8 protein-coding genes are annotated in these 12,945 nt (G+C 65.2%); 7 read left to right on the forward strand and 1 reads right to left on the reverse strand.

Annotated features, from left to right (window positions below; translation table 11 throughout):
- Positions 1 to 8: 8 nt before the first annotated feature.
- Positions 9 to 1,289 carry an IS256 family transposase gene (locus WJ542_RS21360; RefSeq protein WP_411188333.1) on the reverse strand — a complete coding sequence of 427 codons (1,281 nt, stop codon included), beginning with the start codon at positions 1,287 to 1,289 and terminating at the stop codon, positions 9 to 11.
- A 137-nt stretch (positions 1,290 to 1,426) separates the two neighbouring features.
- Between WJ542_RS21360 and WJ542_RS21365 the strand changes: the two genes are divergently transcribed.
- The 7 genes from WJ542_RS21365 to WJ542_RS21395 all read left to right on the forward strand — a co-directional run bounded on the left by WJ542_RS21365 (position 1,427) and on the right by WJ542_RS21395 (position 12,907).
- On the forward strand, positions 1,427 to 2,263 hold the full coding sequence (locus WJ542_RS21365) for a hypothetical protein (RefSeq protein WP_411191450.1): 837 nt from the start codon (positions 1,427 to 1,429) through the stop codon (positions 2,261 to 2,263).
- A gap of 747 nt (positions 2,264 to 3,010) precedes the next feature.
- Positions 3,011 to 4,795: an acyl-CoA dehydrogenase family protein gene (locus WJ542_RS21370; protein WP_411191452.1), complete on the forward strand. Its 1,785-nt coding sequence runs from the start codon at positions 3,011 to 3,013 to the stop codon at positions 4,793 to 4,795.
- Between the two features lie 10 nt (positions 4,796 to 4,805).
- Positions 4,806 to 6,017, forward strand: coding sequence for a CaiB/BaiF CoA transferase family protein (locus tag WJ542_RS21375; protein WP_411191454.1), 1,212 nt, complete (start codon positions 4,806 to 4,808; stop codon positions 6,015 to 6,017).
- 73 nt (positions 6,018 to 6,090) lie between these two features.
- Positions 6,091 to 7,413: an MFS transporter gene (locus WJ542_RS21380; RefSeq protein WP_411191455.1), complete on the forward strand. Its 1,323-nt coding sequence runs from the start codon at positions 6,091 to 6,093 to the stop codon at positions 7,411 to 7,413.
- Positions 7,414 to 7,702: 289 nt separating this feature from the next.
- Positions 7,703 to 7,825 carry a hypothetical protein gene (locus tag WJ542_RS21385; protein WP_411191457.1) on the forward strand — a complete coding sequence of 41 codons (123 nt, stop codon included), beginning with the start codon at positions 7,703 to 7,705 and terminating at the stop codon, positions 7,823 to 7,825.
- 393 nt (positions 7,826 to 8,218) lie between these two features.
- A complete protein-coding gene (gene tssF, locus WJ542_RS21390; RefSeq protein ID WP_411191459.1) occupies positions 8,219 to 10,150 on the forward strand; it encodes a type VI secretion system baseplate subunit TssF in 1,932 nt (643 codons plus the stop codon).
- A gap of 12 nt (positions 10,151 to 10,162) precedes the next feature.
- On the forward strand, positions 10,163 to 12,907 hold the full coding sequence (locus tag WJ542_RS21395) for a type VI secretion system Vgr family protein (protein WP_411191460.1): 2,745 nt from the start codon (positions 10,163 to 10,165) through the stop codon (positions 12,905 to 12,907).
- The last annotated feature ends 38 nt before the right edge of the window (positions 12,908 to 12,945 follow it).

Here is a 12,945-nt window from a genome sequence, read left to right on the forward strand (position 1 = left end):
CGGCATGATCAGGCGGCCAGCGCTTGAGGAGCCGGTGTGCTTTCAATCACCGGGTTTCCGTCTTTGAACGGAACGCCCTTCAGAAGCTGATCAATTTTCTCGGCGCTGCGAATCTTCCTCCAGGTCTGCCCGGCCGCTTCAATCAGCTTGAACGCCATCGCCAGGAAGGTCGCGCGCGACAGACAGTTGCGCGTGCGGCTCGTGCGATGGCGTACCGTCGCAAACGTCGATTCGATCGGATTCGTGGTCCGCACATGCTGCCAGTGCTCCGCAGGGACATCGTAGAACGTGAGCAGTGCGTCTCGATCCTTCGTGAGCTTCTCGACAGCCTTCGGGTACTTGGCCGCGTACACGTCGACGAACTGATTGAACGCAACAATCGCATCGGCGCGCGTCGCGGCATTCCAGATCTCTGCGAGCGCCGCCTTGGCCTTGCCGTGCTGCGATTTGGGCATCGCGTTGAGGATATTTCCGACCTTATGAAACCAGCAGCGCTGATGTCGCGTTTGCGGGAACACCTCATCGAGTGCCGCCCATAGTCCCATCGCGCCGTCACCAACCGCGAGCAGTGGCGGCGCCTGCAGGCCGCGCGCTTTCAGATCGAGCAGCAGTTCAATCCACGACTGTTTCGACTCGCGGTAACCGTCGCTGAGCGCAACGCGCTCCTTGCCGCCGTCCGGTTTCACGCCGATGATCACGAGCAGGCACTGCCCGTCCGAATCCTCTGTGCGGGCTTGAGTATGGATGCCGTCGGCCCACCAGTAGACCCAGCGCGAGGCGGACAGGTCGCGCTTGTTCCACTTCTCGTACTCTTCTGACCATGCGGCCTTCAGGCGGCTCACGACGCTCGCTGACAGCCCTTTAGCCTGCTCGCCGAGCAGCTCGGACAGTGCGTCGCCCATGTCGCCGGTTGAGACGCCTCGCAGGTACAGCCACGGCAGCGACGATGACACGCGCGGCGACTTGCGCACATAGGGCGGCACGATCGTCGAATTGAACTTGATGCCGGAGCTCGAGCGGTCGCGAACCTTCGGTACCTTGACCGGCACCGGGCCTACCGCCGTGACGATCTCGCGCTCTGGCAGGTAGCCGTTGCGCACGACCGCGCGCCGGCCGTCCATCGTCTTCACATTCGAATATTGCTCGAGCATCGCCGCCAGTTCCGCCTCGATTGCCTGCTGGATGATCCGCCGCGCCCCTTGCTGGATCAGATCGTCCAGGCCGGGTGCGCCCTCAAATTGCGGTTCTGCTGTTTGACTGCTGCTCGTTTCCTGCGTATGTTTCGCCATGGTGGTGGAGTTCGATTGAGGAAGTGTTACCGTGGAAAGCAACATTCTCCATCAATCGCCACCGCCTTCTCCTGCCTCCTCCCTACGCCGCATACACCACTTCCGACGATAACTCAATCAAGCGTCGCATCAGGCGGATGAAGAAGCCGATTCTCCTGGACAATTTCGAGCGACTCCTCCTTAAGGCAATCAGCCACCTTAACCTGACGGCCAACAAGCGCAAACTGCGCACGAAGGAGATGTATGCGGCGGGAGTCGGTATTACGCCGGCCGCGATTCACGCGTACCAGCAGGCGCAGCGACGCGGAGAAGCTGCCCGCGTACGAAACCCGCAGGAGGTTTACGACACCTTTTTGCCGTGGGATACAGTCACCTGCCGAAGGGGGCTTGTGTTGTACAAGCAGGCCACGTATAGCGCACCGGAACTGACCGAGCTTGCCAGGCTGCAGGTGCTCACCCCCGGCAATGGCACGGCTTTCAAGGTGGAAGTCAAACGAATCGCACGGTTTTCCGACTCCTTGCTTTGCCGTGACAAAGATGGCTACGTATTCGAGATCGAGATGACCGACGCGGACAAGCGGCGCTTCGGACATGTCAGTTGGAAGGCGATGGAACTTGCACTCCTGGACGAGTCTGTCCGGGAAGCGGATTTGACAAAGCCTCGTGCGAAGTCCGCGTCCCAACTCAAAAGCTCCAGGCAGGAAGAAATCGACGCCATCGAGAAGGGGCGCGGCAATGCGTTTGCGGGCGTTGTCGGGCCGAGCAAGCACAAAGCCCGCCAGAACGGAGCGGCGCTGCGTGAAAGCGACTTTGGGCAGGCCCATCGTGCTGCATATGGCTTGCCGCCATCCAACGCCGCTCCCGTTCCCACGTCAGACCCATCAGTACTTTGGGAGACGGAACACGCCGCCCAGGACGATCCCCTGGCTTTGGCGGCGTTGAAAGCCGAGGAAGAGTTTCGCCGTACGAGTTGAGTCCGCGCGGCCAAACGCCCTCTCGAGCGGCCATCGACGGCGGTTCGCCGTGCCAATGGCCGCGATTTCACCGAAATCCCCGCAGGGCGGATCCGCACTGGACGAACGACTTCGAAAACTTATTGTTAGCTGACCCACTGGGCCTCTCGGTGCTGAAGGCTCTCGAAACATAAGCTCTCCGGGTTCTTTTCCTGATCGCCGGGGGAAACAGGCTGCCCCCCGTTCTGCGCTTCTCTGCGTCGGCCGCCCTGCTCGACTGTACCTCCGGTCGATTGCCGGAGCCGAGGCACGCCATTTCGGCACGCTCACCCCACGCTTCATGGCGTGCGGGTCTTTTGTTTTCGATAAACAGGACTTATCGAACGGGACATTCTTTGTATTGGACCGTGATCGTTGGCGCGCCTAAGCTTGGCCCAATTGAAATATGGAAAACGGAATCCGCCAAGGACTCGAAAGGGCCAGTAGGCGCGGCCCGTGGGATGCGCCGGGCTGTCTGACTCTGTGCCGCTCCGCGCCCGTTTGTATCGCAAACTAATCGATCGTCCAGCGCATTCATGACGACAGGAAAGCAAATCTACAAAACACGCGCAATACATCGAGCGCCATCCCCACACAGATGGTCGCACAGCCTTGTGTGGTGGGCCTGCCAGGCCTGTATTACGAACTATTCGCCCGGCTGTATCGCTAACTAATAGACCGCGACAATCGCACTGCGCCATGCGTGCGCGCAAAACAAGGAGACATTCGATGAGCGACCACTCCGGCCTCACCGCTTCGGCCGCTTCGGCCGCTTCAGCCGCGTCATCCACGAGCGACGGCGCCGCCAACATCCCCGACAGCCGCGGCATCAACTTCTACACGAGCGACCCCAGCTACGCGCCGCTGCTGCGCAGCTACCTGGGCGACATGGCGTTCGCCACCCTGGAAGCAAAGCTGCGTGCCCTCGGCCAGCGCGCCTCCGACGAACTCGACCAGTGGGCGCTCGCGGCGGACCACAACCCGCCCGTTCTGCAGCACCGCACGCGGCGCGGCGAGGCGCTCCAGCACCTCGACAAGCATCCCGACTACGTGGCGCTGGAGCGGGTCGCTTACTCCGAACTGGGCCTCGCGGCGATGAGCCATCAGCCCGCCCCGCCGGCTCCGCTCGTGAAGTACGCACTGACCTACCTGTTCGTGCAGGCCGAGTTCGGCCTGTGCTGCCCGGTGAGCATGACCGACTCCCTCACGCGCACGCTGCGCCGCTTCGGGTCGCCGGAGCTCGTGGCCCGCTATCTACCATTCCTCGCGTCGCAGGACTTCGACACGCTCTACCAGGGCGCGATGTTCATGACCGAGCAGGCGGCGGGCTCGGACGTCGCCCGCATCGCCACGCGCGCCACGCGCACGACCGACTTAGAAGGCAACGACGTCTGGCGTCTCTACGGCGACAAGTGGTTCTGCTCGAACGCCGACGCCGATCTGGCGATGGTGCTGGCACGCCCCGACGACGCGCCGCCGGGCATCAAGGGCCTCGCGCTCTTCCTGCTGCCGAAAACGCTGTCGGACGGCACGCGCAACGCCTATCGCATCGTACGCCTGAAGGACAAGCTGGGCAGCCGTTCGATGGCAAGCGGCGAGATCGTGCTGGAAGGGGCGCAGGCCTATCTGATCGGCGAAGTGGGCCGCGGCTTTCACCAGATGGCGGACATGATCAACATGTCGCGGCTTTCGAACGGCGTGCGTGCCGCGGGGCTCATGCGCCGCGCGGTGACCGAAGCGCTGCACGTCGCGCGCCATCGCGAGGCGTTCGGGCGCAAGCTGATCGACATGCCGCTCATGCAGCGCCAGTTGCTCAAGATGATGCTGCCCGCCGAGCAGGCACGCTCGATGTTCATGCGGATCGCCACGCTGCTCCCGCGAGCCGATCAGGGCGACGAGCTCGCCGCGAAATGCGTGCGCATCCTCACGCCGCTCATCAAGTTCCGCGCTTGCCGCGACGCGCGCCGCGTCACCGGCGACGCGATGGAAGTGCGCGGCGGCGTGGGCTATATCGAGGAATGGAGCGATGCGCGGCTCGTGCGCGATGCCCACCTGGGCTCGATCTGGGAAGGCACGAGCAACATCGTCGCCCTGGACGTCGCGCGCGCGGCAAAGCGCGAAGGCGCGCTGGACGCGCTTGCACGCTATGTGCGCGCGGAGATAGCCGAAGCGGGTCTGCCGGAGAAGAGCGCGGCCCTGCTGCGCGGCGTGTTCGAGCGCGCGGGCACGGTGCTCGAAAGCGTGGCGGAATGCGGCCGCGACGAATCGGTACGCCAGGCCGCATCCGCGCTCTACCACGCCACCACGGCGGTTTTCATGGCTTGCGAGGCCGCGCGCGTCGCGCCCGACTACCGGCGTCTCGCCCTCGCGCATCTGATCGTGCGGCACAAGCTGCTGCCGCGCGATCCGCTGGAGCCCGATGCGCGGGACGCACATGCAGAACCGCTGCGCGCCCTCGTGGACGAGCACCCGCTCGCGCTCGCTGACGCGATGCGGCTCCTCCCTGCACAATGAGGCCACCACGATGAACGATAGCAAGCCCACCCAATCCTCTGCCGTGAACGGCGCGCTGCATGGCCTGCGCGTGATCGACCTGAGCCGCGTACTGGGCGGTCCGTACTGCACCCAGGCGCTGGCCGACCACGGTGCCGAGGTCATCAAACTCGAACCGCCCGACGGCGACGAAACGCGCGGCTGGGGCCCGCCCTTCCTCGACGAGACCGCGTGGTACTACGTGGGCGTGAACCGCAACAAGCAGGGCATCGCCGTCGATCTCTCGTGCGACGAAGGCCGCGAGATCCTCTGGCAACTGCTGGAAGGCGCCGACGTGCTCGTGGAGAACTTCAAGCCCGGCACGCTCGCGCGCTGGGGAATGGATTACGAACGCGACTTGCGCCCGCGCTTTCCGCGCCTCATCCATTGCGCGGTCTCCGGCTTCGGCGCGGACGGCCCGCTCGGCGGCCTGCCCGGCTACGACGCGGTGATCCAGGCGATGGCCGGGCTCATGAGCGTGAACGGCGAGCACGACGGCCCCGCGCTGCGCATCGGCCTGCCGATCGTTGACATGGTGACGGGCCTGAACGCGCTGGCCGGCATCCTGCTTGCGCTGGCCGAGCGCGAGAAGAGCGGCCAGGGGCAGTCCGTCGATATCGCGCTCTACGACTGCGGGGTCTCGCTGCTGCATCCGCATCTGCCGAACTTCTTCGGCAACGGCCGCACGCCGCAGCGCAGCGGCAACGCTCATCCGAATATCGCGCCTTACGACAGCTACGCCACGCGTACCGCGCCGATCTTCCTCGCCGTAGGCAACGACCGGCAGTTCGCGAAGCTGTGCGCTCACCTGGGCGTGCCCGCGCTCGCCGACGACCCGCGTTTCGCAAACAACCGCAGCCGCTGCGCGCACCGGTCCGAGTTGAAGGCCGCGCTCGAAGCACGCCTCGCCGACCACGAGTGCGAGCCGCTCGCGCGCGAACTCATGGCATATGGCGTGCCGTGCGGCCCGGTGCAGACCGTCGATGCCGTGGTCGCGCATCCGCACACGCGGCACCGCGGCATGCTCGTGGAAATGGACGGCTATCTCGGCACCGGCGCGCCGGTCAAGCTCTCGCGCACGCCCGCGACGTACCGCACGAAGCCGCCCGCGCTCGGCGGGAACACGCGCGAGGTGCTCGACGCACTCGGCATCGACCGCGAGACTCAGGCGCGGCTTTTCGAGGCTGGCGTCGTGAAGGGCTGATCGTCACATAGTAGTGCAAACGGAATATAGACCGGCCCGAGCCGGCTCCAACCGATCGCAAAGGAGACACACGATGACCCAACCCGCAGCTCCCGCCGCGACGGCGCGCCAACCCGCACGCGCCTCGCTCGCCGCCTTCGTCGGCACCACCATCGAGTGGTACGACTTCTACATTTACGCCACGGCCTCCGCGCTCATCTTCGGCAAGCTGTTCTTCCCATCGAACGAGCCGTTCTACAGCACATTGGCCTCGTTCGGCACGTTTGCCGTCGGCTTTTTCGCGCGGCCCTTCGGCGGCCTCGTGTTCGGCCATCTCGGCGACAGGATCGGCCGCAAGAAGGCGCTCGTCGCCACGCTCTCGATCATGGGTGTCGGCACCGTGGGCATCGGCTTCCTGCCGACCTACGCCAATGCCGGAGCGCTCGCGCCCGCCCTGCTCGTGCTGCTGCGCGTGGCGCAGGGCATCGCCATCGGCGGCGAATGGGGCGGCGCCGTCCTCATGGCCGGCGAACACGCGCCGCGCGAGAAGCGCACCTTCCTCGCGTCGTTCGCGCAGCTCGGCAGCCCCGCAGGCCTGATCCTCGCGCTGCTTGCGTTTCGCAGCGTCGCGCATCTCGACCACGACGCGCTTCTCGCCTGGGGCTGGCGCCTGCCGTTCCTCGCGAGCGCCGTGCTGCTCGTCGTGGGTCTCCTGATCCGCTCTGGCGTGAGGGAGTCGCCCGAATTCGAGGCGCTCAAGGCACAGCGGCGCACGGCATCCATGCCGATCGTCGAGGTGCTGCGCGACGCCTGGCGCAGCGTGCTGCTGTGCCTCGGCGCAAACGTGATCGGCGTGGCGGGCGCGTGGTTCGTCAACACGTTCATGTTGAACTACACGACGCAAACGCTCGGGCTCGATCGCGCGCTGATCCTCGACTGCCTCTTCGTCGTCGCGTTCATTCAACTGTTCACGCAGCTCGCTTCGGGCTGGTTCGCACAGCGCGTGGGCTCGGGCCGCTTTCTCATCGTGGCCGCGGGCCTCGCAATGCTCTCGCCCTATCCCATGTTCGTGCTCGTTTCCACGGGACGTCCGACCGCCATCGTGATCGGCATTGCCGTTGCGGTGATGTGCATGTCGAGCTCGTATGCCGTCATGGCCGGCTTCATGACCAACGCGTTCCCGGTGCGCGTGCGCTACTCGGCGATCTCCATTTCGTACCAGTGCTGTGCGGCGCTCGCGGGCGGGCTCACGCCGCTCGTCGGCACGCTGCTCGCGCACGACTTCCCCGGACAATGGTGGCCGCTCGCGCTGTTCTATAGCGCGCTCGCGGGCACTTCGCTCATCTGCATCGCCGTGCTGCAGCGCCGCCAGCCATCGGCGGTACAGGCCGATATGACCGGCGCGCTGCCGGAGTGAGACTGCAGACGGGGATGCGATGGGGGCCTCGATGAAAGCAATCCGCGCACGCGCAGCGGGCCGATGCGTCGCCCCGCTGTGCACCGCACCAGATCGGCAAGCGTATCGAATTCGTCGGTCGCCTGCGCCGCCCGAAGCCAGCACACGTTCGAATGCTGCTTCGAGCGCGCGCACGGAATCGGGCACAAGGTCGAACACGTGATGCGATATTACGCCAAGGCCATGCGCACGTTCGCGCATCATGGTTGTGGCGCCAGATAACGCGACACACAGTGCGGCCATAGAAGCCATGCGCGCGCTGGATATCCAGCACTGCCTGCAGCGCTATGCCGAAGTCGGTGGGATTGTCGCGGTCGACGAGACACTGCGTGCCGCCGCGCTACGTGACGACGATGGCATAGGGGCGAGCTGATACGACACGGGCAGCGTTAATCCTGCCCGCAAGATTGGATGCGAGTCATGGGCGGCGTGTTCCACGGCCCGATCATCAACATCGGCATTAACCACGTCTCCGTATCTCACGCAGCTTTCCGATACGGGGTTGTCGGGTCCATCTTTGGGCGCCCACACGGGCGCTTTTTTCACAATTTTGTTGGCATCCCCTGGCGTTTCAGAAATATCTGATTGGAGACACTCCCGGGCTGGCACATAGTCAGCGTTCGTCCCGGTCGCATGGTTGCGGGACTGACTTCAGCACGCTGTCTGACAGGGAGACGAGCAGGAATGTTCAGCAACGCATTGACATATCGCACAGGAATTTTCGTGATTCGCTATCAAGCCTTCCTGTCATTCTGACAGGAAGACAATGGACCCGAAACTCCCCGACTATTACCTGCGCGAACTGAAGTACCAGACGGCTCTGACCGGCGAATTCGCGGCTCGGCATGCCAAGATCGCCAGACGGTTCGGCATGCTGGAAACGGGTGAGACTGCGGACCCGTATGCGCAGCGTCTCATCCAGGCCTCGGCCTGGATGAATGCGCGCACGCGCATGCGTACCGACCGCGCGACCGATGCCTTCACCCATCGCCAGCTCGCGTGCGTCCACCCCAACTATGTCGCGCCGCTGCCCTCGATGGCCGTGGTGCGCTTCTATCCCGGTTACAGGACTGGCCAGGGCGGCGAAGGCGAAGTGCTGCCACGCGGCACGCGGCTGTTCTCCGGTGCAGAGCTGGGACGGTCGGCCTGTGAGTTCCGCACCGCCTTCGATCTGACCATGCGACCGGTTGAAATCGTCCATGCGAGCCTGGGCGGTGTCCCCCCGGACATGCCCGACCTGTACCGCCAGGTGCACGGCAACGCTCGGGTACGCGGCTCGCTGCGCCTGCGGCTGCGCACCACCAACGGCACGGCAATTCGTGAGCTGGCAGGCTTCGACCGCCTGCCCGTGTACCTGTGCGGCGAGCCTCGCATTGCCTCGCACCTGTTCGAGCTGGTCCATACCGCGACGCTTGCCAGCGTGACCGGCGTGCCAGGCCAGTTTCCGACAGGTGAGCTGCACGGCGTTTTCCAGAACGGCCTGCGCCATGGACACATGCAGCGTGCCGTGGAGTACGAGGGGCTGGAGCCGGAGCATAGCCTCCTGCCGCCCGTGCACACGATGTACCACGGGCACAATCTTGTACACGAATACTTCGCCATGGCCTCGCGCTTCTGGTTCTTTACCCTCACCGATCTCGCGGGCGGGCTATCGAGGATCGACGGTCCCGAGGCGGAAATCGTGCTGCTGCTCGATCGCGAGGCCGGTGACCTCGCGCAGCACGTCGACGCCGCACAGTTCGCCTTGTTCTGTACGCCCGCGATCAACCTTTTTCCGGTGCGCACGGAAAAGCTCCGGGTCGATCCCGACGCACGTGAGCACCGGCTCGTGCCCTATGTGAGTGCACCCGACGACTACGAGGTGCATTCGGTGCAGCGCGTCACGGGGCGCGTCGATGATGACGGGGACGAGGCCGGGGAGGACGGTGCGATACCGTTCTCACCGCTGGACGTGGCGCGGCCCGATGACGAGCGCGGCGATGAACGCTGGTTCACACTGCACTGCGAACTGGACCAGCCTGCGAGCAATGTGCGCCGCTACCGCACCCGCCAGCCCTTCATCCGCACCCACACGTGGCTGACGCTGCTCGCCCACGACCAGACACCGGACGACACGGGTGTGCGGCACGTCATGCTCGACGCGTGGCTGACCAACGGCGACCTGCCCTGCACCCTGCCGCACGACGGCGTGGACGATCTCGTGGCCAACGGTGCGAAGTCGGTCGCCAGCGTCGGCTTTGTGCGGCCTCCGACGCTACCCCGGCCACCGCTTGCGTGGGGCGAGGCGACGTGGAAACTGATCCGGCAGATGAATCTCGAATACGGCGCCTTCGATGACGAATACGACGAACCCTCGCCAGGCGAGGGGCTGCGCCTGATGCTCCAGCCGTACCTGGGGGCGGGCGAGCCTGTCATGCAGCGCCAGCTCGACGGCCTCACGGGTGCGCTTGCCATGCCGGTACACGACCACCACCGGCTGGGAGGCGACCTGACGTACATGCGCGGCATCGGCGTCACGCTCACCTTCGACGAGGCCGCGTTCGAAGGCATGTCGCCCTTCACGTTCGCGCTGGTGCTGGAGCGGTACGTGGCGCGCCACGTTTCGTCCCATGCCTTTACCCGGACCACGTTCTGCACGCAGCAGCGTGGTCCCATTTTCACCTGGCCCACGCGTGAGGGCACGCGCGAGGTTCTGTAAGGAGGATCACGGATGTCCTGGAATACCCAGCCGCGCACGCTGGAGGTGGCAAGCGACGCGTTCCCGGAATACCACGGCACGCCCCTCTTCGTGGCCGCGCGCCTGCGCGGCGTCGAGAAGCTGGGCCGCCTCTACGACTACGAGGTGGACGTCACGACCATCGAGGCGGTTCACTTTACCCAGGTGCCCCGGTACGTCAACGTCAACAAGCTCGTCGGCAAGCACATGACGGTGAAGATCGCCTGCGAGGGCAACGGCACCCGGGCGGACGGCGGCGCGGTCAACACCGGGGCGGACGTGCGGGAAATCTCGGGGGTGATCGCCGGGGTGAAGTGCCTGGGGGCGGACGAGCGGCGCGTGACCTGGCGCCTGCGCCTGCGGCCCAGCCTCTGGCTGCTGACCCTGAACCGCGAAAACCGGGTGTTCCTGGACCAGGACGTGATCGGGATCACCCGCGAGGTGCTGGCGGATTATCCGGTGATGGTGCGTTACCGCGTGGACGGTCCCGGCTATGGGCGCAAGAGCTACCCGAAGCGCGACTATGTACGCCAATGGTACGAAAGCGACTGGGATTTTTTGAACCGCCTATGGCAGGAGTGGGGCATCACGTTTTTTTACGATAAGGACACCCTGGGGCTGTTCGACGGCGCGAGCTGGAAAAAGCACGGCGCGGCCTGGCGGACGATCCGCTACCTCGACCGGGGCGGCCAGCGCATTGACGAGGAACACATCCACAAGCTGGCGCTGTCGCGTGCGCTCACGACCGGCAAGGTGACGGTGACGGACTACGACTATACGTGGGGCGAGGCGAACCTGAACCGCACGATCCAGATCCACCGCGCGGCGACGGGCGACAACGCCGAGGAATATATCCCGGCCGAGTACGCGCAGCCGCTCCAGGGCGGCATGGGCCTGCATGGCGAGCGCAACGACTGGGAGTTCGAGGCGGACCACCTGGCGCGCATGCGGGCCGAGGCGCACCGCTGCAAGTCCCTGCGGATCAGGGGTAAGGGCAACCTGCGGGGGCTGAAGACGGGCTTCGCGTTCTACCTGGAAGGCTTCCCGTATGCCCCGGCCAACATGGAATACGTAGTGACGGGCACGAAGATCGAGATCGTGAACAACGATACGGTCACGCAAAGCGGACAGCCGCAGCGCGAGTACACGTGCAAAACGAGCTTCACGGCACAGGACGCCAACGAGGTGTACCGCACGCCGCTGACCGCGAAGAAGCCGCGCGCGTTCGCGGAGACGGCCATCGTGGCGGGGTACGACAAGGACATCATCTGCACGGACCAGATGGCGCGGCTCAAGCTGTGGATGACGTGGGACCGGCGGGGCAAACGCGACGGTCGCGCGACGTGCTGGGTGCCGCTGTCGCAGCCGTGGCAGGGCAACCGTTACGGGGCGGTCTGGATTCCGCGCGTGGATGACCACGTGCACGTGGGCTATATCAACGAGGACCCGGATCGTCCGTTCGTACTGTCGAGCCATACGACGAACGACAACACGACGCCGTGGGACCTGCCGGGTCAGGGCAACGACGCGCTGTCGGGCTGGCGCAGCCAGGACATTGGAGGCAAGAGCATCGCGTCGAACAGCGTGGTGACGGACGACACGCCCGGCAGGCTCCAGGTGCAGGTGGCGAGCGACCAGGCGAACTCGCGGTTCGTGGCGGGGTTCAATACGCGCATCGAGGGCAACAGGGGGCGCACGGTGGCGCGCGGTGAGGGTATCGAGATGGCCACCGATGCGCACGGGGTCGTGCGGGCCAACAAGGGCATGCTGGTGACGACCGAGACGCGGGCCGGGGCAACGGCCCCGATGATGGACATGGGCGAGACGGTGGCGCGGCTCACCCAGGCGCGACAGCAGCATGAGGAACTGTCACAACTCGCACAGAAGCATGGTGCGCAGACGGTGACTTCCGGTCAGGCCGAGGCCGCCCGCACCATCAAGGCGCAGAACGAGGCGATCAGGGGCGGGCAGAAGACGGCGGACAATCCCTCGCCGGAACTGACGCGCCCGGATGTGGTAGTGGCCAGTGCGGCGGGCATTGCGACGACGGCGACGGACAGCACGCACATGGCGAGCGTGAACGACCACGCGGTGACGGCGGGGCGAGACTACAGCGCCTCGGTTGGGCGTTCATACCACATCTCGACGCGCGGTTCGATCTCGCTGTTCGCCTACCAGGACGGCATGAAATTCTACGCGGCGAAGGGCGCGCTCCAGATGCAGGCGCAATCCGGGCCGATATCGCTGGCGTCGTTCGGGGACTTCACGATCAGCAGTTCCAGCGGAACGGTCATTATCAACGCGAAGACCGAGGTATGGATCGGAGCGGGAGGCTCGTACATCCAGATCAACGGCGACGGGATCATCAACGGCTCGCCGGGACCGATCCTCGAAAAAACCCCGGACTGGGACGCGCCTGCCGCGTCGTCCATGCGCCTGCCGCTACCCGCGATGCCCGTGACACCGATGACACAGAACGCGGAAGAACTGTATTCGCAGACGTTCGATGTGAGTACGGTTGCCGCAAACCGGGGAGACGGTCTGACGCTCGCCAACCAGCCCTACCGCATCTACCTGCCGGACGGCACGCTCGGGCAGCAGGGCATGCTGACCGATGGGGCAACGCTGACAGTCAGCACGGCGGAACCGGTGAAGGTGAAGTGCGAGGTCGGGGCCGGAGACTGGGGCGTCGTGGAGGACGCCTACGACCATGAAGAGCTTGCCGACGGCTTCGCCTGATATCTGCCGTTTTTTTAAAGTGACTTGTCAAAGGTAAC

The organism is Paraburkholderia yinzeri (genome assembly GCF_046581065.1).
GTDB lineage: Bacteria > Pseudomonadota > Gammaproteobacteria > Burkholderiales > Burkholderiaceae > Paraburkholderia.

Excerpts from the sequence above, each read along its gene's own strand:
- WJ542_RS21360 (WP_411188333.1), bottom strand. The coding sequence starts at position 1,289 with ATGGCGAAACATACGCAGGAAACGAGCAGCAGTCAAACAGCAGAACCG.
- WJ542_RS21365 (WP_411191450.1), top strand. The coding sequence starts at position 1,427 with ATGAAGAAGCCGATTCTCCTGGACAATTTCGAGCGACTCCTCCTTAAG.
- WJ542_RS21370 (WP_411191452.1), top strand. The coding sequence starts at position 3,011 with ATGAGCGACCACTCCGGCCTCACCGCTTCGGCCGCTTCGGCCGCTTCA.
- WJ542_RS21375 (WP_411191454.1), top strand. The coding sequence starts at position 4,806 with ATGAACGATAGCAAGCCCACCCAATCCTCTGCCGTGAACGGCGCGCTG.
- WJ542_RS21380 (WP_411191455.1), top strand. The coding sequence starts at position 6,091 with ATGACCCAACCCGCAGCTCCCGCCGCGACGGCGCGCCAACCCGCACGC.
- WJ542_RS21385 (WP_411191457.1), top strand. The coding sequence starts at position 7,703 with ATGCGCGCGCTGGATATCCAGCACTGCCTGCAGCGCTATGCCGAAGTC.
- tssF (WP_411191459.1), top strand. The coding sequence starts at position 8,219 with ATGGACCCGAAACTCCCCGACTATTACCTGCGCGAACTGAAGTACCAG.
- WJ542_RS21395 (WP_411191460.1), top strand. The coding sequence starts at position 10,163 with ATGTCCTGGAATACCCAGCCGCGCACGCTGGAGGTGGCAAGCGACGCG.